This is a genomic window from Nonomuraea sp. NPDC048916 (genome assembly GCF_040649575.1).
Taxonomy (GTDB): domain Bacteria; phylum Actinomycetota; class Actinomycetes; order Streptosporangiales; family Streptosporangiaceae; genus Nonomuraea.
In genome coordinates, this window is the sequence record NZ_JBEZFS010000009.1 from 18,470 (window position 1) to 39,947 (window position 21,478).

Here is a 21,478-nt window from a genome sequence, read left to right on the forward strand (position 1 = left end):
GACCCGGTACGCAGGCGTCCGGGGGTAGGGCCAGCCCTACCCGGCGCGGTGGTGAGATCGCGACCCGAACACGGCGGCTCGCGGCAGTGTGCGACAGCGGGCCCGGCGGGAGCCTTGGATCACCCGCTCACGAGGAATCGAGGCTCCCCCCCATGACCGTCTTGATCGATCGTCCGCTCCCCCGCGCGGGCGCCGTCGCCCCGGCCCGCCCGGTGTGCGCGCGGCCGGTGGCCAGGGACCCTTTCCTCGACCTCCTGCGGGTGTTCGGCGTCGCGCTCGTCGTGCTGCAGCACTGGACCATCCCGGTCCTGTCCTTCGACGGCATCCGCCTGAGCACCGGCAACGCGCTGGCGGCACCGGGCGCGTGGGTGGTCACGTGGATCAGCCAGGTGATGCCGCTGGTGTTCTTCGCGGGCGGCGCGGCCAACGCGATCAGCCTCGGCCGCGCGGCGCACGGCGCGCCGCGGTGGCTGTTCACCCGGCTGCGCCGGCTGGCCTGGCCGTTGCTGCCGCTGGCCGCGGTCTGGATCCCGCTCCCCCAGGCGCTGGCCTCGCTCGGCGTGCCCGAGCAGCCGCTGGACGTGGGCGCGCGGCTGACCGGCCAGCTGCTGTGGTTTCTCGCCGTCTACCTGATCGCCGTCGCCGCCACGCCGTACCTGATGGGCCTGCACCGCAGGCACGGCCCGCGGGTGCCCGCGATCCTCGCGGCCGGCGCGGTGCTGACCGACCTGCTGCGCTTCTCCACGGGGCTGGACGCGCTGGGCTACCTCAACATCGTGTTCGTCTGGCTCGCGGTGCACCAGCTCGGTTTCCTGTACGCGGAGGGGCGGCTGACCCGTCCCTGGGCCCTCGCCGCCGGCGGGTTCGGCAGCGCGGCGCTGCTGGTGTGGGCGGGTCCGTACCCGGGCAGCATGATCGGCCTGCCCGGGGCCGAGATGTCGAACATGGCCCCGCCGACGCTGGCCATGCTGGCCGTGGCGTTCGGGCAGATCGGGCTGGCCGTGACGCTGCGGCCGTGGCTCGTCCGGCTGCCGAGCGGCCGGCTGCTCGCCTGGGCCGGGCCGCGCGTCATGACCGCCTACCTGTGGCACATGCCCGCCCTGTTCGCCGTCACGGGCGTGGCCGTGGTGGCCCTCGGGCTGAACACCCCGGCTCCGGGCAGCCTCGGCTGGTTCGCCGGGTGGCCGCTCTGGCTCGGTGCGCTGTGCCTGGTCATGTGGCCGCTGCTGAGCTGGTTCCGGCGCTTCGAGGAGCCGCCCGTGCTGCCGTACGGGCAGGCGACCTGGCGCGGGGCGCTCACCTCGGCCACGCTGATCGGCGGCGGGCTGCTGGCGCTGACCGTGACGGGCTTCGCGCCCGGCGTCGTCCCGTTCGTCGCGCTGCTGGCCATCCTCGGCGGCCTGCTCCTCACCGGTCCGCGGACCCGGGCCTGACCACCGGCGAAGGCCCGTTCGGGCCGACCGGTCCGACCATGGCGCGGACTTCGGCAGGATAGAGGGGTGAGCCTTCTCGTAGACCGCCTGCCCGAAGAGATCGACGCCGAGCCCGACGCCATCTTCGACGCCTTCGTCGCCTGGAACTCCGAACGGGGGCTCACGCTCTATCCCGCCCAGGAGGAGGCCCTGATCGAGGTCGTCTCCGGGAGCAACGTGATCCTGGCGACCCCGACCGGTTCCGGCAAGAGCCTGGTCGCGGCCGGCGCCCACTTCGCCGCGCTGACCAGGGACATCCGCACCTTCTACACAGCGCCGATCAAGGCGCTGGTGTCGGAGAAGTTCTTCGACCTGTGCGCCTTGTTCGGCACCGACAACGTCGGCATGATGACGGGCGACGCGAGCGTCAACCCGGGCGCGCCGATCATCTGCTGCACCGCCGAGATCCTGGCCAACGTGGCGCTGCGCGACGGCGCCGCGGCCGACATCGGCCAGGTGGTCATGGACGAGTTCCACTTCTACGCCGAGCCCGACCGGGGCTGGGCCTGGCAGGTGCCGCTGCTGGAGCTGCCCAACGTGCAGTTCGTACTGATGTCGGCGACGCTCGGCGACGTCTCGATGTTCGAGCGCGACCTGACCAGACGCACCGGACGGCCGACGGCGGTGGTCAAGCACGCCGAGCGGCCGGTCCCGCTGATCTACTCCTACCGGATGACCCCGCTGCACGAGTCGCTGGAGGAGATGCTCAGCACCGGCCAGGCCCCGGTCTACGTGGTCCACTTCACGCAGGCCGCCGCGATGGAGCGGGCCCAGGCCCTGATGTCGATCAACATGGCGACGAAGGCCGAGAAAGAGGCGATCGCCGCGATGATCGGCGGTTTCCGGTTCACCACCCGCTTCGGCCGGGCCCTGTCACGGCTGGTCCGCCACGGCATCGGCGTGCACCACGCCGGGATGCTGCCGAAATACCGGCGGCTGGTGGAGCGGCTGGCCCAGGCCGGGCTGCTCAAGGTGATCTGCGGCACCGACACCCTCGGCGTCGGCGTCAACGTGCCGATCCGGACCGTCCTGTTCACCGCGCTGTCCAAGTACGACGGCAACAAGGTGCGCCGGCTGCGAGCCCGCGAGTTCCACCAGATCGCGGGCCGCGCCGGGCGGGCCGGCTTCGACACGATCGGCTACGTGGCCTGCCAGGCGCCCGAGCACGACATCGAGAACGCCAAGGCGCTCGCCAAGATCGGCGACGATCCCAAGCGGCGGCGCGGCTACGCCCGCAAGAAGCCGCCGGAGGGGTTCGTCGGCTGGAGCGAGGACACGTTCGAGAAGCTGCAGAACGCCGAGCCGGAGCCGCTCAACTCCCGGTTCAAGGTGAGCAACGCGATGCTGCTCGCGGTCATCAACCGGCCGGGCGACTGCTTCCAGGCGATGAAACACCTGCTGACCGACAACCACGAGGACCGCAAGTGGCAGCGGCGGCACATCAGCCAGGCCATCGCCATCTACCGGTCGCTGCTCGCCGGCGGCATCGTGGAGCAGCTGAAGGAGCCCGACGAGCAGGGCAGGCGGGCCAGGCTCACCATCGAGCTGCAGGAGGACTTCGCGCTCAACCAGGCGCTGTCGACGTTCGCGCTGGCCGCCTTCGAGCTGCTCGACCGCGAGTCGCCCGGCTACGCGCTCGACATGGTGTCGATCGTCGAGTCCATCCTCGACGACCCGCGCCAGATCCTGTCGGCCCAGCTGAAGAAGGCCAGGGGCGAGGCGGTGGCCCAGATGAAGGCCGACGGCATCGAGTACGAAGAGCGCATGGAGGCGCTGGCCGAGGTGATGTACCCGATGCCGCTCGACGACCTGCTGCTGGGCGCCTATGAGACCTACCGGCGAGGCCACCCGTGGGTGGGCGACTACACGGTCAGCCCCAAGTCCGTCGTCCGCGACATGTACGAGCGGGCGATGACGTTCGGCGACTACATCCAGTTCTACGAGCTGGCCCGGTCCGAGGGCACGGTGCTGCGCTACCTGGCCGACGCCTACCGCACCCTGTCCCGCACGGTGCCCGAGCACCTGAAGACCGAGGACCTGGTCGACCTGATCGAGTGGCTCGGTGAGCTGGTGCGGCAGGTCGACTCCTCCCTGATCGACGAGTGGGAGAAGCTGGCCAACCCGGAGGAGGCGCTGGAGCGGCAGGAGCAGCTGGAGGCCAAGGTCCGCCCGGTCACCGGCAACCCGCGGGCGTTCCGGGTGCTGGTGCGCAACGCGATGTTCCGGCTGATCGAGCTCTGCGCGCTGGAGAAGGAGGACGAGCTGGAGGAGCTGGCTCCCGACGTCGACTGGGGCGCGGCGCTCGACGCCTACTACGACGAGCACGAGGAGATCCTCACCGGTGCCGACGCGCGGGGGCCCGCGCTGCTCCGCATCGAGGAGGAGAGCGGCCTGTGGAAGGTCCGCCAGACCGTCAAGGACCCTGCGGGCGACGGCGACTGGGGCATCGACGCGCAGGTCGACCTGGCCGCCTCCGACGAGGAGGGCCGCGCGGTGGTGCACGTCGTGGGGCTCAACCGGCTCTGAGCGGGCCACGCCAATAGTCGTGTGCCGGGACGGACTGGCAAGGGCGCCCCGGCACACGGCTGTATCTCTTAGTCTCTGGGAGAAAAGTTCGTCATCGTGTCATGACAATGTCTCAAGATCGGGACATTCAGCATGTGGCGATGTCGCAGATCTTGCCAAGCATGCGCTTGGCATCCCTGGTCTGCCGCGCGAAGTCCGCCTTGGCGGGCTTGCCCCACTCCCCGGCTTGCGTGTAGATCACCAGGGCGTTGGCCCTGCGGGCCACGATGCCACGCTCGCCGCCGATGGCCGGGTGCCGTCCCTGGTAGCTCTGCCCGGTGACGGCCAGGGCCTCGTCGCCGAGCCCGACCGTGCGTCCCGCGTACCTGTATCCGCTGATGCGGCAGGTGGACACCGCCTTACGCAGGTCCTTCACGGCCTTGCGGGCGGCCGTCGCGGAACGGTAGAGGATCACCTGCTCGGACCTGGAGAAGTCGGGCACCGCCGTGTAGACGATGGTCTTGGCCGAGACGCGTCCGGCCTGGCCGAGCCCGGCCCTGTCACACGGGTTGACCACGAGCCGGGCGGTCTTCCGGCCGCTCACCGCCCAACTGGTCTCGGGGTCGTCGTCCTTGACGGCCGCGGCCTTCTCGTAGAGCAGAAATCCGTTGGGCACGGCGACGGTGACGGCTAACAGCAGTGAGATGACCATGGTCCCCATGGTAAAAGCGGCCATCCCCTCGGCGGACGGCCGCAGGCGGGCGACGGCCGGAACGTACAAGACTCCGGTCGCGCCGTGCGGGCACGATCGACGTATGGAACTCGACCTCGACGCGGCCGCCGGCTTCATGGCGACCCACGCCCGCATACTGGACCGGCACCGCTTCCACCTGCTGATGAACGGAGCCGGCCCGGCCTCCGCCCTGGCGGCCCTCGACGCCTACCGCAACGCCGACGGCGGCTACGGATGGGGCCTGGAGCCCGACCTGCGCTCGCCCGAGAGTCAGCCCGGAGCGGCGTTGCACGCCTTCGAGGTCTTCGAGGACATCGCCCCGGCCGTCGCGCCGCAGGCCGTGGCGCTGTGCGACTGGCTGGAGTCGGTGACGCTGCCGGACGGCGGGCTGCCGTTCGCGCTGCCGGTCACGTCCACCGCGGGCAACGCACCCTGGTGGGCGGATTCCGACCCCTCGGCATCGTCGCTGCAGATGACCGCCTGCGTCGCGGCCGTCGCGCTGCGCGTCGCCGCCCACGACCCGGCCGTCGCCGCGCACCCGTGGCTGGAGCGGGCCACCCGGTACTGCCTGGCCGCGATCGAGGCGATCGACGAGACACCGCACGCCATGCTCCTGGCCTTCGCGGTGCGCTTCCTGGACGCCGTGCACGCCACCCGCCCCGAGACGGCGGCCCTGCTCGAACGGCTCGGTGAGTACATCCCCGCCGACGGCATGATGCCCGTCGCGGGCGGCACGCAGGACGAGAAGATGCGTCCGCTGGACTTCTCCGCGTTCCCGGACGGTCCCGCGCGGGCGCTGTTCGCCCCGGAGATGATCGACGCCGAGCTGGACCGGCTGGCCGGGCTGCAGCAGGCGGACGGCGGGTGGTCCGTGGACTACGCCAAGATCTCGCCCGCGGGCGTCCTCGACTGGCGCGGCCACGCGACCGTCCACGCCATCACCGTCCTCCGCCTCAACGGCAGACTCTGACCCGTACGGTCACCGGCCCGCACTTGACCGGCAACCTCTCCCCCGTACGGTCACCGGCCCACACCGGGCGGCAGGCCCTGACCCGTGCCGCCACCGGCCCGCACCTGAGTGGCAGGCCCTGGCCCGCGCCGGGACTCACTCCAGGGAGGCCGCCGCGGTCAGAAGCCCCTGACCGCGGTCACGGTGATGCGCATGGGCACGGAGTATTCGCCGTCGAACTCCTCGACGCTGCCGACGATCCGCTCCATCTCCGACCGATATTTCGCGACGTACGCGGGAAAGTCGATCGGACTACCGTCCAGGATCTCGGCATCACCGGTCAGTACGAGCACTTCGCCGCCCTTGGGTGTGCTGTTGAGGTTGAGCGAGACCCTGGGCCTGGCCCGGACGTGGCGAAGCCGCCTGGCGTCGGGCCTGCTGAAGGTCAGCACGGAACCGTCGCCCTCCCACAGGAACCAGACCGGATTGGGCTGCGGCGTGCCATCGGCGCCCACGGTCGTCAGCCAGACCACCTCGTCTTCGGCCATCCGCTCACGAAACGGCTCGGGAATCAGGTCAACAGCCACTGTCCGATCGTAGATGACACGATCGGACGATCACGGGATTGGGCGGTCACTCGATCAGCCGGCCACGACACGACCGGTCATAGGCATGGGCGGCAGGAGTAGCGCCTGCCGGTGACGGCACGAAGCCCCAGGCTCATCGCCTGGGGCTTCGTCATGTGGTGGACGATACTGGGATTGAACCAGTGACCTCTTCCGTGTCAGGGAAGCGCTCTCCCGCTGAGCTAATCGTCCTTGGAGGTGGAGACGGGATTTGAACCCGTGTGGACGGCTTTGCAGGCCGCTGCCTCGCCTCTCGGCCACTCCACCGAGACAGGATCTCCGAGCGGAAGACGGGATTCGAACCCGCGACCCTCACCTTGGCAAGGTGATGCTCTACCACTGAGCCACTTCCGCGTTGCCCGACCACTCTAGCGGGTTTTCGGACCGGATGCTCACTTGCGCAGTTGCCGCGCCACGCTCCGCTCGGTGGCGGGCAGGCTCAGGAAGATCTCGAGGATGCGGGCGAGCCGGTGAACCTCGGTGCGGTGGAAGGCGGGGCCTTCGGAGCGGGCCAGCAACAGGGTGAGCGCGAGCGGCGGCAGCGGGGCGTGGATGACGTGCAGACCGTCGTCGAGTGTGCGGGCGACGGGACGCGGCGGGATCTCCGCCGGCAGCGTCACCCTCTGCGGCGCGCGCCAGCTGGCGTAGACGACGCCCTGCCCGGTGCTCGTGGCGGCCCAGTCGGCGCTGAACAGCACCGGCAGCGAGTCGACCAGCGTGGTCAGCCCCCTGTCGCCGGCCGTGGTGATGTATTTGAGGATCTCCAGCTCCGGGTAGGTGCCCGGAGCCTCGCGGGTGGTCCAGATGCCTTCGACCGTCACCCCGGGGACGCCCTGCAGGCTCTTGCCCAGCGAATCCTTGGGAGTGCTCTCGGGACAGAAGACGGTGATGTCGTCGACCGCCCGGCCCGCGCCCCTGTCGAGCACGGTGACCTGGGTGATGTCGGCTCCGGCGGCGCCGAGCACCCGGGTGACCTGCGCCAGCGATCCCGGCCGATCGGGCAGCGCGACGCGCACTCGCAGGAGCATCCAGGCCCTCCCCACGTAGATGCCTGGTCACAGCCTATCCGCGAATACCGGTCACGGCCTGACCTGCGCTACAACTGACGGGGTGAAGATTGGGCCGATAGAGGTGTGGCCGCCGGTGGTGCTGGCGCCGATGGCCGGCATCACCAACGCGCCGTTCCGGGTGCTCTGCCGCGAGCAGGGGGCCGGGCTGTTCGTGTGCGAGATGATCACGACGCGGGCGCTGGTCGAGCGCAATCCCAAGACGCTCAGGATGATCAGGTTCGCGGAGTCCGAGAAGCCCAGGAGCATCCAGCTCTACGGGGTCGACCCGGTCATCGTGGGCCGGGCGGTCAGGATGATCGCCGACGAGGACCTGGCCGACCACATCGACCTCAACTTCGGCTGCCCGGTGCCCAAGGTGACCAGGCGCGGAGGCGGTTCGGCGCTGCCGTACAAGAGGCATCTGCTGCGGCGGATCCTGCGCGAGGCGGTGGCGGGCGCGGGCCCGCTGCCCGTGACGATGAAGATGCGCATGGGCATCGACGACGACCACCTCACCTACCTCGACGCGGGCCGCATCGCGGTCGAGGAGGGGGTCGCGGCGATCGCCCTGCACGCCCGCACGGCCAGGCAGCACTACGGCGGTGTCGCCGACTGGGACGCGATCGCCAGGCTCAAGGAGGCGGTGCCGGAGATCCCGGTGCTCGGCAACGGCGACATCTGGTGCGCCGACGACGCGCTGCGGATGATGGCCCGGACGGGGTGCGACGGGGTCGTGGTGGGGCGCGGCTGCCTGGGGCGGCCGTGGCTGTTCAAGGACCTGGACAACGCGTTCAACGGGCTCGCCGACCGGGTCCGGCCCACGCTGGGCGAGGTGGCCGGGGTGATGGCCAGGCACGCCGAGGGGCTGACCCGCTGCTTCGACCAGGAGCGCTACGCGGTGGCCGACTTCCGCAAGCACGTGGGGTGGTATCTCAAGGGGTTCACGGTGGGCGGTGAGCTCCGGCGCGAGCTGGCCACGGCCGAGTCGCTCGACGGGCTGCGCGAGGGGCTGGCCAAGCTCGATCACGACCAGCCGTGGCCGGCCAACACCGACACGCCGCGCGGCAAGTCCGGCGAGCGGGGCAAGGTGCAGTTGCCGGACGGCTGGCTGGACGATCCGTGGGACTCCGTGGTGCCTGAAGACGCCGAATCCGACATATCCGGCGGCTGAGGGTTGCGTGTGGACCGGTCGGCGCGGCCTCGGTGCCGCACTGTGCCCCACCGGCGACGGGTCCAGGGCGGGCCAGGCCGTCGACACTCGCCATGGACGGTCTTGATCTCTTGATTAGGTTGCCCGGCCTGAGGCCCACTTTCGCGTTCCGTGCCCTGGCGGCGGCCTGCCTGCTCGCGTCCGCCCCGCTTCCGGCCCCGCTTCCCGCCCCACGCGGGTGCGCCCTCACCAGGCTGGGAGCTCACGCAGACCGGGGTGACCGCACGGCTGCGCGGGCTGTCGCCGGTGAGCCGCGACGTGGTGTGGGCCTCCGGCTCGCAGGGGACCGTGCTGCGCACCGTGGAGGCGGGCGGAGCTGGCGGAACGTCTCCCCGCCGGGCACGGACACGCTGCGAATGAGGCCCACACCACTCCGTCACCCCGGCCGGCTCCCACCCCCGTGCTCGCGATCGGACACCCGAGCCGCCGGGTCGCAGACCCGAGGTCTGAGACCCCGGCACTCGGCGAACGGACGGAGTCAGGCCGGAGCGGGTCAGGTACCGAAGACGAACGGACGGAGTCAGCCCGGGGCGGACCAGGCACCGAAGACGAACCTACGGAGTCAGCCCGGAGCGGACCAGGCACCGAAGACGAACCTACGGAGTCAGCCCGGAGCGGACCAGGCACCGAAGACGAACAGACGGAGTCAGCCCGGGGCGGACCAGGCGCCGATGACGACGGTGGCGTTCAGTTCGTCGCACCTGGCCACCCGCGCGACCAGCCCGTCGCGGGTGATGGCCCGCGCCGTCTCCGCCGCCTGGTGCTCACTGGTCTCGACCAGCAGGTGGCCGCCCGGCGCCAGCCACCGGGGCGCCGCGGCGGTCACCCGCCGTACGACGTCGAGTCCGTCCGCACCGCCGTCGAGCGCGACTCTCGGCTCGTGCACGCGCGCCTCCGCGGGTAGCAGGCCGATCTCCTCGGTGGGCACGTAGGGGGCGCTGGCCACCAGGACGTCGACGCGTCCCCGTAACGAGGCGGGCAACGGCGCGTACAGGTCGCCCTCGTACACCTGACCGGCGGCGGCCAGGTTACGGCGGGCACAGCGCACCGCGGCCGGGTCGATGTCGACCGCGTGCAGTTCGACTCCGTCGAGACCCGCGATCACCGCCGCCCCCACGGCCCCCGACCCGCAGCAGAGATCGACGACCACGGGCCGCCTGTTCTCGGCGCGCGGCGCGGCGGAGTCGTCCTGATCGGCGGAGCCCCTGACCCCGCGATCCGAATCCACCCGATTCGCACCTCCGATGGGGGCGGACAGACCATGATCGGGGGCGTCCCCCGGGACGGCCCGATCGCGCGGACCCGCTACCTGGTGGGCCAGGACCGCTGGATCCGCGTCCATGGATCGGCGGGCGAGGGTGAGGGTCTGGGTGACGAGGAACTCGGTGCGGCGACGCGGAACGAAGACGCCGGGGTCGACCGCCACGCGCAGGCCGCAGAACTCGGCCCAGCCGACGACGTGTTCGAGGGGGAGCCCGGCGGCCCGTCGCTCCACCATGGTGGCGAGCTCGGCGGCGGTGCGGGCGGCGGAGATGAGCATCCGGGCCTCGTCCTCGGCGAACACGCAGCCGGCGGTCCGGAGCCTGGTGACGATGGCGGCTGAAGAGAGAAACGCGGGGGAACCCGACATGAGGGAGCCTTTCGGAATGCCGACGGGCGCTCTCCCCCGGTCGCCTACGACGGGCGAACCGTGTGGCCGCGAGATGAGAGCACCCGGCCTGGTGTGGCGTTGATGTGTCTCACCTCCTAGGACATTCGCTATTGAGAACGGCAACCCTACCGTATCCGGCGATCGGCCATGATCAGGGCGGGCCGGTGCCTCCCTCGATCGTCAGGTCGCGGTGGTGCAGCGCCTCCTTTGACCGTAGATCCGCGGCCCGCGCCCGGTCAGGTCGCTCGGGCGGGTGGTTCAGCGGACACCGCGCGGGCGGAACTGGACGCTGATGCGCGGCCCCGTGGGCCGGGACGTCTTGGGCACCGCGTGCTCCCACGTGCGCTGGCAACTGCCGCCCATCACGATGAGGTCGCCGTGTCCCAGGTCGTGGCGGATCGACGGCCCGCCGCCGCGCGGGCGGAGCAGCAGCGGGCGCGGGGCGCCGACCGAGATGATCGCGACCATGGTGTCTTCCGTGCCGCCCCTGCCGATGGTGTCGCCGTGCCACGCGACGCTGTCGCGGCCGTCACGGTAGAAGCACAGGCCGGCCGTGCGGAAGGGCTCACCGAGCTCGTCGCCGTAGTGGGCGTTGAGCGCCCGCCTGGCGTCGTCGAGCACGGGGTCGGGCAGCCGCTCGTCCTCGTCGTAGAACTTCAGCAGCCGGGGCACGTCGACGACCTTGTCATACATCCGCCGCCGCTCCGCCCGCCACGGCACGGTCTCGGCCAGCCGGTCGAACAGCGTGTCGGCGCCGCTCACCCAGCCGGGCCTGACGTCGACCCAGGCCCCATGGCCGAGGAACGTCCTGCGCACCGTCGCCTCCAGCGGGCCGACGCCGATGTCCTCGTCGAGGCCGAGCAGAGAAGCTTGGAAAACACCCGTCATACGGCCGATACTACGCCGCGATTCAAACATCCATTCGACTCGGGGCGGGGTTGACGTCGGGCGCCTTGCCCGGCCCGCACGGCACGCAGTCCGCACGGGCCGGGCCGACGCCACCGCCGGATCCCACCACTGCCACTATCCGCCACTTCCCGCCGGTGCGCGCGCCCGCGGCCTTCTACCGTCCGCGGACATTCCCCTGTAACGTCTCAACTGTGTTATCGCGTTACATGGTCGGCGCCGTGGCCGCGCGCACCGGAGACGAGATGTCCGGCCCCGCCCTCCTCCTCGCCGCTCTCGCCCTGACCGGCTCCCCCGCCGTGGCGTCGTGGCTGCTGGCCGGGCTCACCGCCACGGCCGCGGTCGGCGGGCCGTTCCTGGGCGTGCTGCTCGATCGCACCGCGCGGCCCGGCCGGATGCTCGGCCGGTGCCTGCTCGGATATGCCACCGGTCTCGTCGTCGTGCTGCTCGGGCTGGGACGGGTGCCCGAGGTGGCGCTGATCGGGGTGGCCGCGCTCGCCGGACTGCTCGGCCCGGCCCTGGCCGGCGGCTGGACCGCCCAACTTCCCCTCGTCGTCCGTCCGGAACGGCTGGCGGGGGCCAACGTCCTGGACTCCATGAGCTACAACGTCGCCGGGCTCGCGGGCCCCGCCCTGGCCGGCGTGGTGGCGACCGCGGGAGGCGGCGCGACGGCGATGGTCGCGTCGGTCGCCCTCCTGCTCGCCGCCGTCCCCGCCGCCCGCGCCCTGCCGGTTCGTACGGCTCCCGTCGCCTCACCCCCTCCTTCACCCCGTACGCCACACACCGAACCGCCCGCGCCGCCCACGACGCCGGCATCGTCCGCGACGGTCACGACGACGTCCGCAACGTCCACGACGTCCACGACGTCCACGACGGACGCGACGGACGCGACGGACGGGTCGCCCGCGACAGCCGTCGAGTCTCCGGTCCACGGGACGACTCCGGCAGGCATCCGGGAGGAGCTGGCCGCCGGGTTCAGGGCGATCGCGTCAAATCCCGCGCTGAGGCGGGCGACGGTCACCTCGATGATCTCCTTCTCCGGTGTGGCGGTGCTGGTCGTCAGCGCCCCCCTGCTCGGAGCCGGCCTCGCCGGCGGCGCCGGCCACGGCGCGCTGCTGCTGTCCGTCACGGCGGCCACCGCGCTGGCCGCGAACGCGGCGCTGGCCCGCGTCACGAGATGGCCGTTCACCCCGGACCTCGTGCTGGCGGGGTCCACGACGGTCCTGGCGGCGGCCATGGTGATCGCCGCCACGGCCGGGCACTTCGCCGTCGCCGTGCTCGCCTACGCCCTGGCCGGCGTCGCGGAGGGGCCCCAGCTCACCGCCCTGTTCTCGGTACGGCACCGCGAGGCCCCGCCTCGCCTGCGGAGCCAGATCTTCACCACCGGGGCCAGCCTCAAGATCACCTCGTACGCCGCCGGCGCCGCGCTGGCCGGCCCCCTGGCCGCGTCCGGCACCGGGACCGCCCTGCCGGCGGGCGCCGCGCTGCAGGTGTCGGCCCTGGCGGCCTACGCCCTGCTGTCGCGCCCGTCCGGACGCTCGCGCCCGTGACCGCGTTCAGGCGCGGGCGCGGTGGGCGGCGACGCGTTCGCGGGTGGCGCAGCGGGTGCCGCAGTAGCGCCGCCGGCTGCCGCCTCCCAGGTCGAGGTAGGGACGGCGGCAGCCGGCTGAGGCGCACAGCCCGCCCGGCACCCGCTGGTGGTCGGCCAGGAGCACGGCCAGGGCCAGGGCGGATGAGGCGAGGAACCACTCGGCCCATGGCGCGTCGTCTCCGCTGTCCACGTGCAGGTGCCAGGTGGTCGTGCCGCCGTGGCTGCTGAGCCGTGGCGGGCGGGCGGAGTCGGCGAGGATCCGGTTCAGCAGCCGCGCGGCCTGCTCGGGACCGGCCGCGCCGAAGACCTCCGCGAGCCGCGCCGCCGCCTCGCGCATGGCCGCGAGGTCGGCGTCGTCGAGCGGCGGGGTCACGGTCTCGCCGTGGTCGCGCAGCACCCGGGACACCGACTCGGCGGACGGCTCCCGGTGCAGCAGCGCGACGCACAGGTCGACCGCCCGGGCCGCCATCGCCTTGGTCGAGTGAACCTTCACCCCCGCAGCGTACGTCCCGGGCGCCGCTGAACCAGAGGAGGATCAGCCGCCGCAGGCGGCGAAGACGTAGCTGTCCTTCAGCATCGCGTAGCGGTCCCTGGTCTTGACCGTTCCGGTGCCGGTGTCGATCCGCACGATCGTCATCAGGCCGGCCTTGTCGTCACGCTCCTGAAGGAGGTGCAGCGTCACCTGCGACTCGCCGGTCCAGTCGATCATGTGGACGGATCCGGCGGGCAGCTTGACCCTGGTGCGGCTGGTCACCTGGTCGGTCTCCATGTCGTACAGGACCAGCTCGGGCTTGCCGGACATGACCATGTTGGCCACGGTCCGGCCGTCGCCCGAGAGGGCCTGCGGGCTGTTCCACGCGACGACCTGGGGCGGCGTGGCACGCCGCAGCTGCTCGCCGGTGTCGCTGTAGACGGCCAGGTCGGTGACCGACTCGTCCGCGTCCACGCTGGTCAGCACCTCGCCGCCGTCGCCGCTGAAGCCCATCATCCTCTCCGTGCCCGGGATCGTGCCGAGCAGGTCGCCGGTGGCGGTGTCGAAGACGCGGGTGCCCTTGCGCATGTTGCCGTCGATGACGGCGAGCCTGCCGCCGTCGTCGGAGAGCCGGAACGTCAGGTCCTGCTGGGCGACGCGGGGCAGCGCGTCCTCGGCCAGCAGCTTCACGCCGCCGCCGAGCGTCCGCACGGCGAGCCGCCCCGACTTGGTGAGGTAGGCCAGCCGCTGCCCGTCGCCGCTGACCGCGACGGGCGCGACCCCGGTGACCGACGGCTTGCCGTTGGCCTTCAGGGCGACGGTCTGGGCGTCGGGCAGGGCGCGCCGCGAGCCGTCGTGCATCACGAGCCGCCAGGCGCCGCACGGCCGGGGCCCGGCGTCCTTCGTCTCACACGCCTTGATCGAGGCGTACCGTACGCCGTCGTGCCCGTGGTGCGGGCCGGCCTGTGCCGGGGCCGTGAGCAGGGTGCTCAGCCCGGCCGCGACCACCACCGCGATCCTGATCCTCATGGTCGTCACTCCCCCGCCTTCGTGGACGAGTAGCTGGTCTTGCTGATCGAGTAGCGGTCCGTCAGCGTGACGTCTCCGGTCTCGGTGTCGACGGTGAGCACCCGCACCACCTCCGGCTTGCCGTCCTCCGCCGACACGACGGTCGCGGTGAGCCGGCCGTCGGCGGTCCACCGCGCGAAGTACGGGGTGGCGCCGGGGTTCAGGGCCAGGTCCACGCCGGCCGACAGCTCGCCGGTCTCCAGGTCGTACAACCGCAGCCGGGGCGGCTTCCCACGGCCGGTGTCGCCCGAGACGAACACGGCGACGGTCCTGCCGTCGGCCGCCAGGGCGGTGACGGGGGCGTTGGCCACGACCTGCGACGGCGTCCGCTGGGTGGAGGTGCCGCCGAGCCGGTGGACGACGAGCGCGGTCGTGTTGTCCTCCGCGGTGCGCGTGGCGAGGACCTCGTCGCCGTCGGCGCTGAAGCCCCGCACGCTGTCCCGGGCGGGCAGCTCGGCCGTCCGGCCGGTGGCGACGGTGACGACCTTCGTGGGCTGCCTGCCCGAATCGTCCACGTACTCGACCAGCACCTTGTCGCCCAACGGCGACACGTACAGGAGCAGGTCGTCGGTGCCGATCCCCTTCGGCACGAGCGACGTGGGCAGTTCCTTGACCGGCCCGCCGGCCACCCGCCGGACGACGAGGCGGTGGTCGCGGGCCCGCTCGTAGGCGACGACGCGGCCGTCGCCGCTGATGGCCAGCCTGCCCGGCTCGTGCGCCACGGCTCCCGTCGCGTGGCGCCTCGTCGCCGCGGCGTCGGGGAGGGCGACGCCGCCGCCGTCCCGCGTGATCAGCCGCCAGTGCCCGCAGGGGGCGTCGGTGTCGTTCTTCCTGTCGTGACAGGACTTGATCCAGGCCGCACGGGCCACGGCCGGCCCCTCCTGGGCGTGCGCGCCGGCGGGTGCGACCCCCAGCCCGCCGATGACCGCCGCGACCAGGAGCGCGGCGGACACTGAGGTGTGCCTCATCGTGTGTGATCCCTTCGTCGACCGGTTAGACCACCACCGGGTGGGACCGGTTGATCACAGCTCAGCCACAACTCCCGGGCTGCGTTCCCCGGCCGCGCGCTCTCAGGCGAGCGGGCGGCGGCCGGCGAAGCCGAGGTCGGTGCGGTGGTACCAGGCCAGGCCGGGCTCGCCCTCGATCCAGCACAGCCGCACGGACACCCCGTCGAGCAGCGAGGGGAAGTCGACCAGGACGGGGGCGATGCCCTTCACCTCGATGCCCTGGCCGGTCCAGCCGCTCAGGATCTCCTCGATGCGGGCCTCCAGGGCCTTCAGCTCGGGGATGCCACCCAGCGCTGAGGAGCCGGCGGTCTGCCGGTCGAACGCGATCTCGGCGAGGTCGGCGCGCGCGGCGACCAGCTCGCGGGTCTCCTCGAGGATCGACGGCATCAGCGAGCGGGCCTCGTCGGGGGTGAACATCCTGTCCATGGACGAACGCTAGCGGTTGGGCTCGTAGGCGCGGATGAGAAGCTGCTCGGCCTCGTCGAGGTAGCCGTCGAGGAAGGTCGCGGCCTCCTCCAGCCGGCCGTCGCGGAGCAGGCCGAGCAGCAGGCGGTTGCGTGCGACGAACGGCTCGTGGAAGTCGCGCGGATTGGCCATGACGTGGAAGACGAGCCGGAGCTCGGCCAGCAGCTGGCGCATCGCCTCGTCGAGCCGGGGGCTCTGGTTGGCCGTCACGAGCGCCTGGTGGAAGCGGATGTTGGCGGTGCCGACCGCCCGCCAGTCGTCGGCCGCCGCGGCCCGCTCGCCGTCGGCCACGGCCTCCGCGATCAGCTCCAGCGCCCGCTGCGACGGGGCCCGGCGGACGGCGGCGCCTTCGAGCACGCGGCGCACCCGGTAGAGGTCGGCGACGTCCTCGGCCGACAGGATCCGGACGAACACCCCCCGGTTCAGCCGGTGGTCGAGCAGTCGTTCGTGACCGAGGAGCCGGAACGCCTCGCGCAGCGTGTTGCGCGACACGCCGAGCGCCTCGGAGATCGCCTCCTCCGACAGCCGCTGGCCCGGCTCGAAGAAGCCCTCGCTGATGCGGTCTCGCAGGATGTCGGCCACCCGCTCGGCGGTGCTGCTGCGCCCCAGCCGGCCGCGGTCCTGTGCGAGATCGGCAACGGCGTCGTTCACAGTCAACAGGCAATCATCCAACAAACCTCTTGTCGAATTGTTCAACGATCCTTACGTTGAAAGGAACCCCCTGACTGTAAGGAGCGATGAGATGTCAGGCTCCACCCCTCAAACCCGGCGGGTGATCCTCGCCAGCCTGATCGGCACGTCGCTGGAGTGGTACGACTTCTTCCTGTACACGACGGCCGCCACCCTGGTCTTCGGCAAACTGTTCTTCCCCACCTTCGACCCGCTCAACGCGACCCTGCTGGCGCTGACCACCAACGCCGTCGCGTTCGTCGCCCGGCCGCTCGGCGGCATCGTCTTCGGCCACTTCGGCGACCGGGCCGGGCGCAAGACCGTGCTGGTCGTGACGCTGCTGGTGATGGGCGTCGCTACCTTCCTCATCGGCCTGCTGCCCGGCTACGACAGCATCGGCGTCGCGGCCCCGATCCTGCTGGCCACGCTCCGGTTCGTGCAGGGTCTCGGACTCGGCGGCGAGTGGGGCGGCGCGGTGATCATGTCGCTGGAGCACGGCGACAACCGCCGCCGCGGCTTCAACGCCAGCTGGCCGCAGGTGGGTGTCCCGGCCGGCTACGTGCTGGCCACCGCCCTGCTGACGGTCATGTCGTTCACGCTGTCCGACGCGGCGTTCCTCGCGTGGGGCTGGCGGGTGCCGTTCCTGCTGTCGGGCGTGCTCGTGCTCGTCGGCCTCTGGGTGCGGGTGAAGGTGTCGGAGTCGCCACTGTTCGCGGAGGTGGAGCGTACGGGGGCGAAGGCCAGGATGCCGCTGGTCGAGGTGCTGCGCACGCACCCTCGCGCGCTGCTGTCGGCCTTCACCGCGCGCATCGGCGTGGACGTGGCCTTCTACACCTTCACCGCGTACATCCTCGTCTACCTGACCGGCTCGCTGGGGATGCAGCGCTCGGTGGGGCTGAACGCCGTGCTGATCGGGTCGGCGCTGCAGCTCCTGCTGATCCCGCTGTTCGGCGCGCTGTCCGACCGCGTCGGCAGGCGGCGGGTCTACCTGGCCGGCGTGATCGGCGCCGCGGTCTGGGTGTTCGCCTTCTTCCCGCTGCTCGACACGAAGTCGTTCCCGCTGATCGCGCTCGCCGCGATCGTCGCGCTGGTCACGCACGCCGCCATGTACGGCCCGCAGGCGGCGTTCATCGCCGAGCTGTTCAGCACCCGGCTGCGTTACAGCGGCGCCTCGATGGGCTACCAGGTGGCCGGGATCGTCGGCGGCGGGATCGCCCCGATCATCGCCATCAAGCTGTTCGACATGTACGGCACCACCCTGGCGGTGTCGATCTACGTGGTGGTCGCGCTGGCCATCACCGCCGTGGGCCTGGCCATCGCACCCGAGACCCGCGACCTCGACCTCACCGCCGGCGACAGCCAGGTGCCGCAGCGGGCGTAGGGCCGAGCCTCCGAAATCTTGCCGCGAGAAGCGCGGGCGGCGGCTGCCACCGCCGCCCGCGCGGGAGGTCCCAACATCGTCAAGGTGCAGAGCGCGGTCAACGCCTCGCTCGCCCGCGACCTGCCGCAGACCCTGGGCGGCGACTTCCTCACGGGGCTGCGGTTCACGCTGGTCCCGGCACGCTGAGGGTCAGGCCGTGACCTTGGGCGGGGTTCCGGCGCGGCGCCAGCCGCCCTTGTAGGCGAGCATCGAGAGCAGGAAGACGGCCTGACCGGCGAGCGCCACGTACAGCCAGGCGTCCCAGCCACCCGACTCGACCACCATCGGCGAGACCACCAGCAGCACCACGATCATGACCCGGACGACCATGCCCCAGATGCCCAGCGCGGCGCCCTGCAGGCGGGACTCGACGTCCTCGGCGTCCTCGGAGAAGTTCGCCATCCACGGGACGTAGGCCACGCCCAGGCAGAGGAAGAGCGCCGCGTAGACCAGGGTGACGTGGCCGGCGGAGACGTTCTGGCCGATCAGGCTGATGTAGTAGGCGAGCACCGCGATGGTGAGCACGGTGCCCACGGCGGTGAACGGCTTGCGCAGCTGCAGCCGATCGGAGACGCGGCCGACGATGATGACGGCCAGCGCGTTGACCACGATGCCGAGGGCGACGACGCCGTTGGCCGCGGCGGTCTCCATCCCGAACGCGCCGGCCAGGATCGTCTGCCCGAAGATCGCGAAGGTCCAGTAGAGCACCTGCCAGGCGGTGTTGCCGAACACGTGCGCCCACAGGTGCGGATGCCTGAACAGCTCTCTGACCTTGCCGGGGTCGATCTTCTCCTCGGCGGTCACCGCCGACTCGGCCGTCATCACCTGTGCCCGCAGCGCCGCCGACGGCTCGGCGATCTGCCAGATGATGACGCCGCACATGGTCAGCGAGACGATGCCCATGATGATCGCCTGCGACTGCCAGGCGTTGCCGAACAGCGGCAGCGTCAGGGAGGCCAGCGCGGAGGCCAGGAAGGCGGCGCCGACCGGGCCCCAGGTCCAGAAGGCGAATGCCTGTGCCCGTCCCAGCCGCGGCGAGAAGTCCCGGACCAGCGACGCGGTGATCGTGATCCCGGCGCCCTCGATGAACAGCATCAGGCACCGGATCGCGAACAGCTCGCCGACCGAGTCCACGGTGGCGAGCAGGAAGTTGCAGGCCGCGGTGATCGTGAGTGTCGGCACCAGGATGGTGACGCGGCCCCAGCGGTCGGACAGGATGCCACCGAACGCCGCCGACAGCCCGCCGACCAGGACGGAGGCGGCCGCGATCTGACCGTAGACCGTGAGCGACATGCTCAGGTCCTCCATCAGGAGCGGCAGGACGGTGGCGATCGTGGTCTCGAAGTTGGCCACCAGGCTCGCCAGGACGGCGATCGCCAGCAGCCAGATGCGACGGCGGCCGACCGGGTAGACGTTCAGCTCGCGGACATAGAACGGCTTCATTACCCATCCTTCTGGGACGGAGCGTGACACTCGCTCTAGAACGCGTTTCTAGTTGATGCCGAGTTTGCCGTTTCATGCAGATAAGTCAACGTTTTCGAGCATCACGATGTGATCTCGGCCACACCGATCACGTTGTGATTGAATCTCCGCCGAATCCTGGAACAAGATGCCTCCAATGGGCATAAACTGCGCGCCTGTGAGCCTGCCTGTACGTGAACGTTCCCCCCGGCCGGGCGGTGGCCGGCACCGCCGTCCCGTGCCCACGTCCCTGCCGCCGGACGCCCCCCTCCTCGTCCTCGCGGCGCCGGGCAGCGCCTCCGGCGTGGCCGCCGAGATCGCCGCCGTCGTCCGCGTCGACAACCCGCACATCGAGGTACGCCTGACAACGGTCGCCGACCTGGCCGACTCCCTGCCCTCGGGGCGGGACGCCATCGTGGTGCCCCTGCTGACCTGGGACGACCCCGCCGTGCTGGCGGAGATCGGCAAGGCCGTCGCCGCGAGCGGGTCGGGCGCGGCGGTCACCGAGGCGCTCGGCCCGCATCCGCTGCTGGCCGAGGCGCTGCACATCCGCCTGGCCGAACGCGGCCTGGCCAGGGCCGACCGCGTGCGGGTGCTGAACGTCGGCAGCCCGGTCGACGCGGTCATCCTCGGCACCGCCGGCGGGGCGCAGGCCGTGCACGCCGTCCAGGCCACCGCCGTGCTGCTGGCCTCCCGGCTCACGCTGCCCGTCGTCGCCGCGTCGCTGGACAGCGAGCCCGGCGTGCCGATGGCCGCCCAGCGGTTGCGGGCGGCCGGCGCCGAACGCCTGGCCATCGCCCCCTGCCTGATCGGGCACGAGGTCCCCGAGAGCCTGGTCGAGCAGGCCGCCGCCGGAGTCGGCGCCGGGCACGCCGAGCCGCTCGGCGCGCACGGCGCGATCGCCGAACTTGTCGCGCGAGCTTACGGGAGTCAACTCGCGACTTGACAAGGGGTTGTAGAGATCACAAAAGTCGCGTTTACTTCTGCGCATGCGTCTGGTGCAGTGCAAAGGTGCGCGTCTGGGCCTGCGCGACGTCACGGAGGCCGACGTGGCGGCGCTGCACGCCATCTACGGCGATCCCGCGGCCACGCAGTACATGCCGTTCGAGCCACTGACGTTCCCGCAGGTCACAGGGCTGGTCGAGGAGGCGCTGCGGGCCGCCGAAACCGAGCCGCGCCAGCTGTACGTACTCGCGGTGGTCGACGCCGACCACCGCGACGTGATCGGGGTGGCGCGCCTGCACATCGAGGCCGACCAGCCGCACAGCGCGGAGATCGGCCTCGGCCTGCGGCCCGACCAGTGGGGCCGGGGCATGGGCACCGACCTGATCAAGCTGCTGCTGTCGTTCGGGTTCAAGCAGCTGGGGCTGCACCGCATCTGGGGCGCCCGCGCGCCCGCCAACCTGCCCGCCCAGCTGGCCATGCTGACGGCGGGCATGATCGAGGAGGGGCTCGTCCCGCGCCACGTGCTCACGCCCGGCGGCTGGCGCGACTCCGTCGTCCACGCGGCCCTGAAGGACAGGTGGATCGACCGCTAGAGATCTCCGGCGTCGGGTGTGCCGGGTCCGCCGGGGACCCCGCCTCGGGGCACCGGCTAGGCCGGCGCGTAGGTCATGCAGTCGGCCCTGTTGCTCACGTAGCCCACCTCGATGCCGGGTGCCTGGCATTCGTAGTGGGTGTTGTGCCGGCAGTCGGCCACCTTGCACGCCCCGACCCGTCCGACGGCGGAGGGATCGCCGCCCTTGGCGGACGCGGTGAAGAACGTGTCGCAGTGCGCCTGCTGCGGCGCGTCGCCGACGGTGATGGCCGAGGCGTGGCAGACGCGCTCACGGTTGTACGCGCAGGCTTCCGCCTCGCACTGGTTCACGACGGGCATCTTCATCGCGGGTCTCCTTCGGCGAGCGGGCCACGGGATCGACGGGCTCTCCGGCCGGCGTGGGCGCTCGCGCCTGTCTCATACCGTCCCCGATCAGGAAGTTAAGCCCACGGGACCGCTAAGCCTCGCCATAGACCTCCCTTCGCTCCGGCGACGCCGGTGACCCGGCGGGCGGCCGCGCCGGGCCATCACGAACCGTTCAGCACAAACCCACTCAGTACGAATCCGCTCAGCCGGACCGCTCCGCCCCGGCCTTCTCCGGCGGGGGCTCCCGCTTGACGACACGGTCCGGAGTCCCGTGGGATTGTCGGTGGCGCCCCCTACGATGAGCCTCCTCACGGAGGGATC

At 71.6% G+C, this 21,478-nt stretch carries 21 protein-coding genes and 3 tRNA genes; 9 read left to right on the forward strand and 15 right to left on the reverse strand.

Annotation, left to right across the window (positions count from 1 at the left end):
* Positions 1–152 precede the first annotated feature (152 nt).
* Entirely contained in the window at positions 153–1,433 is a 1,281-nt protein-coding gene (locus AB0C16_RS10925) for an acyltransferase (RefSeq protein ID WP_357681274.1), read from the forward strand.
* A gap of 66 nt (positions 1,434–1,499) precedes the next feature.
* Positions 1,500–3,998 carry a DUF3516 domain-containing protein gene (locus tag AB0C16_RS10930; RefSeq protein ID WP_357681276.1) on the forward strand — a complete coding sequence of 833 codons (2,499 nt, stop codon included), beginning with the start codon at positions 1,500–1,502 and terminating at the stop codon, positions 3,996–3,998.
* 127 nt (positions 3,999–4,125) lie between these two features.
* Here the strand turns inward: AB0C16_RS10930 and AB0C16_RS10935 are convergent, their stop codons facing one another.
* Entirely contained in the window at positions 4,126–4,689 is a 564-nt protein-coding gene (locus AB0C16_RS10935) for a hypothetical protein (protein ID WP_357681279.1), read from the reverse strand.
* A gap of 7 nt (positions 4,690–4,696) precedes the next feature.
* Here AB0C16_RS10935 and AB0C16_RS10940 point away from each other — a divergent pair, with 7 nt between their 5' ends.
* Entirely contained in the window at positions 4,697–5,680 is a 984-nt protein-coding gene (locus tag AB0C16_RS10940) for a hypothetical protein (RefSeq protein ID WP_357681280.1), read from the forward strand.
* A gap of 158 nt (positions 5,681–5,838) precedes the next feature.
* Here the strand turns inward: AB0C16_RS10940 and AB0C16_RS10945 are convergent, their stop codons facing one another.
* The 5 genes from AB0C16_RS10945 to AB0C16_RS10965 all read right to left on the reverse strand — a co-directional run bounded on the left by AB0C16_RS10945 (position 5,839) and on the right by AB0C16_RS10965 (position 7,313).
* A complete protein-coding gene (locus tag AB0C16_RS10945; protein ID WP_357681282.1) occupies positions 5,839–6,246 on the reverse strand; it encodes a TIGR03667 family PPOX class F420-dependent oxidoreductase in 408 nt (135 codons plus the stop codon).
* A gap of 156 nt (positions 6,247–6,402) precedes the next feature.
* A tRNA-Val gene (locus AB0C16_RS10950) sits at positions 6,403–6,477 on the reverse strand.
* Between the two features lies 1 nt (position 6,478).
* Positions 6,479–6,552, reverse strand: a tRNA-Cys gene (locus AB0C16_RS10955).
* Positions 6,553–6,567: 15 nt separating this feature from the next.
* Positions 6,568–6,639, reverse strand: a tRNA-Gly gene (locus tag AB0C16_RS10960).
* 38 nt (positions 6,640–6,677) lie between these two features.
* On the reverse strand, positions 6,678–7,313 hold the full coding sequence (locus AB0C16_RS10965) for an ACT domain-containing protein (protein WP_357681284.1): 636 nt from the start codon (positions 7,311–7,313) through the stop codon (positions 6,678–6,680).
* 82 nt (positions 7,314–7,395) lie between these two features.
* Between AB0C16_RS10965 and dusB the strand changes: the two genes are divergently transcribed.
* The gene (dusB, locus tag AB0C16_RS10970) at positions 7,396–8,505 is read left to right on the forward strand and encodes a tRNA dihydrouridine synthase DusB (protein WP_357681287.1); all 1,110 of its coding nucleotides are present in this window, start codon (positions 7,396–7,398) and stop codon (positions 8,503–8,505) included.
* 685 nt (positions 8,506–9,190) lie between these two features.
* On the opposite strand, the gene AB0C16_RS10975 is transcribed toward dusB, so the two are convergent.
* Both AB0C16_RS10975 and AB0C16_RS10980 read right to left on the reverse strand, forming a co-directional pair.
* The gene (locus tag AB0C16_RS10975) at positions 9,191–10,174 is read right to left on the reverse strand and encodes a putative protein N(5)-glutamine methyltransferase (RefSeq protein ID WP_357681289.1); all 984 of its coding nucleotides are present in this window, start codon (positions 10,172–10,174) and stop codon (positions 9,191–9,193) included.
* Between the two features lie 279 nt (positions 10,175–10,453).
* Positions 10,454–11,083, reverse strand: a complete 630-nt coding sequence (locus AB0C16_RS10980; RefSeq protein ID WP_357681291.1) for an alpha-ketoglutarate-dependent dioxygenase AlkB — start codon at positions 11,081–11,083, stop codon at positions 10,454–10,456.
* Positions 11,084–11,295: 212 nt separating this feature from the next.
* Between AB0C16_RS10980 and AB0C16_RS10985 the strand changes: the two genes are divergently transcribed.
* The gene (locus AB0C16_RS10985) at positions 11,296–12,651 is read left to right on the forward strand and encodes an MFS transporter (RefSeq protein ID WP_357681293.1); all 1,356 of its coding nucleotides are present in this window, start codon (positions 11,296–11,298) and stop codon (positions 12,649–12,651) included.
* 6 nt (positions 12,652–12,657) lie between these two features.
* On the opposite strand, the gene AB0C16_RS10990 is transcribed toward AB0C16_RS10985, so the two are convergent.
* The 5 genes from AB0C16_RS10990 to AB0C16_RS11010 form a co-directional block, all read right to left on the reverse strand.
* On the reverse strand, positions 12,658–13,185 hold the full coding sequence (locus AB0C16_RS10990; protein ID WP_357681295.1) for a CGNR zinc finger domain-containing protein: 528 nt from the start codon (positions 13,183–13,185) through the stop codon (positions 12,658–12,660).
* 42 nt (positions 13,186–13,227) lie between these two features.
* Positions 13,228–14,193 (reverse strand): hypothetical protein, encoded by a 966-nt coding sequence (locus AB0C16_RS10995; protein WP_357681297.1) that lies wholly within the window; start codon positions 14,191–14,193, stop codon positions 13,228–13,230.
* Between the two features lie 5 nt (positions 14,194–14,198).
* Complete coding sequence (locus AB0C16_RS11000; protein WP_357681299.1) at positions 14,199–15,200, reverse strand: hypothetical protein; 1,002 nt, start codon at positions 15,198–15,200, stop codon at positions 14,199–14,201.
* Between the two features lie 102 nt (positions 15,201–15,302).
* Positions 15,303–15,665: a DUF2203 domain-containing protein gene (locus AB0C16_RS11005; protein ID WP_357681301.1), complete on the reverse strand. Its 363-nt coding sequence runs from the start codon at positions 15,663–15,665 to the stop codon at positions 15,303–15,305.
* Positions 15,666–15,674: 9 nt separating this feature from the next.
* Positions 15,675–16,361, reverse strand: a complete 687-nt coding sequence (locus tag AB0C16_RS11010) for a GntR family transcriptional regulator (RefSeq protein WP_357681303.1) — start codon at positions 16,359–16,361, stop codon at positions 15,675–15,677.
* An 85-nt stretch (positions 16,362–16,446) separates the two neighbouring features.
* On the opposite strand from AB0C16_RS11010, the gene AB0C16_RS11015 reads away from it, so the two are divergent.
* Together AB0C16_RS11015 and AB0C16_RS11020 are read left to right on the forward strand one after the other, a co-directional pair.
* Entirely contained in the window at positions 16,447–17,754 is a 1,308-nt protein-coding gene (locus AB0C16_RS11015; protein ID WP_357681305.1) for an MFS transporter, read from the forward strand.
* Positions 17,755–17,772: 18 nt separating this feature from the next.
* Positions 17,773–17,940 carry a hypothetical protein gene (locus AB0C16_RS11020; protein WP_357681307.1) on the forward strand — a complete coding sequence of 56 codons (168 nt, stop codon included), beginning with the start codon at positions 17,773–17,775 and terminating at the stop codon, positions 17,938–17,940.
* Positions 17,941–17,943: 3 nt separating this feature from the next.
* Here the strand turns inward: AB0C16_RS11020 and AB0C16_RS11025 are convergent, their stop codons facing one another.
* Entirely contained in the window at positions 17,944–19,236 is a 1,293-nt protein-coding gene (locus tag AB0C16_RS11025; RefSeq protein ID WP_357681309.1) for an MFS transporter, read from the reverse strand.
* A 256-nt stretch (positions 19,237–19,492) separates the two neighbouring features.
* Here AB0C16_RS11025 and AB0C16_RS11030 point away from each other — a divergent pair, with 256 nt between their 5' ends.
* Both AB0C16_RS11030 and AB0C16_RS11035 read left to right on the forward strand, forming a co-directional pair.
* Positions 19,493–20,200 (forward strand): hypothetical protein, encoded by a 708-nt coding sequence (locus AB0C16_RS11030; protein WP_357681311.1) that lies wholly within the window; start codon positions 19,493–19,495, stop codon positions 20,198–20,200.
* 43 nt (positions 20,201–20,243) lie between these two features.
* On the forward strand, positions 20,244–20,792 hold the full coding sequence (locus AB0C16_RS11035) for a GNAT family protein (RefSeq protein WP_357681313.1): 549 nt from the start codon (positions 20,244–20,246) through the stop codon (positions 20,790–20,792).
* A gap of 56 nt (positions 20,793–20,848) precedes the next feature.
* Here AB0C16_RS11035 and AB0C16_RS11040 read toward each other — a convergent pair whose 3' ends face one another.
* Complete coding sequence (locus AB0C16_RS11040) at positions 20,849–21,136, reverse strand: DUF1540 domain-containing protein (protein WP_357681315.1); 288 nt, start codon at positions 21,134–21,136, stop codon at positions 20,849–20,851.
* Positions 21,137–21,478 lie beyond the last annotated feature (342 nt).